1 protein-coding gene is annotated in these 803 nt (G+C 44.5%); it reads left to right on the forward strand.

The window, feature by feature from the left end:
• Positions 1-696 (forward strand): histidine--tRNA ligase (locus ACS8FC_RS16535; RefSeq protein WP_439297578.1); only part of this gene is annotated, 696 nt, incomplete at its 5' end.
• Positions 697-803: the final 107 nt, after the last annotated feature.

Here is an 803-nt window from a genome sequence, read left to right on the forward strand (position 1 = left end):
CCATTACGTATCTTAGATAGTAAAGAAGCAAGTACTCAGGCAGTATTAGCAGACGCACCAAAGCTTGCTGACTTCTTGGGTACAGAGAGTGTGGCGCATTTCGAACAAGTTCAAGCTTATCTGACTGCGCTCGGTATCGATTTTGAAATCAATCCACATCTGGTGCGCGGTCTTGATTATTATAATAAAACGGTCTTTGAGTGGGTAACGGACAAGCTTGGCAGTCAAGCGACGGTATGTGCTGGTGGTCGCTATGACGGTCTGGTTGGACAATTAAAGTCCATAGGTACAAATGATGATAAGTCAGACAAAAAACCTGTAAAATCTGAACCGGCTATTGGTTTTGCGATGGGGCTAGAGCGCTTATTGCTACTTATGGAAGCCGTGGCACCGATTGCTGATAAACCCGCTTGTGATGTCTTTGTTGTGGCGCATCCTGACGTTTATAGTGCAGGCATCAGTTACGCACAAAACCTACGTTATAGTCGTCCAGATGTACGCGTGAAGATGGCAAGTGCAACGAGTCTAAAAGCGCAAATGAAAAAGGCAGATAAGTCAGGCGCAGCATTGACAGTCATCATCGCACAGCAAGAGCTGGATGATAATACCATCAGTATCAAAGACATGCAGACGGGTGAGCAGCAGACTGTTACACAAGATTGGCTATCGAGTAAAGATAACTTTTCTCGTAAGTAATCGTCTTGCAACGCCGCAGTTTTGATTTTGGCATCAGCAATTTAATGTACATTTTATCAGGTAAATATATATGGCTCTGACCCCCAATTCGCCGAATGCAGACAACT

Source organism: Psychrobacter sp. 1Y4 (assembly GCF_051847555.1).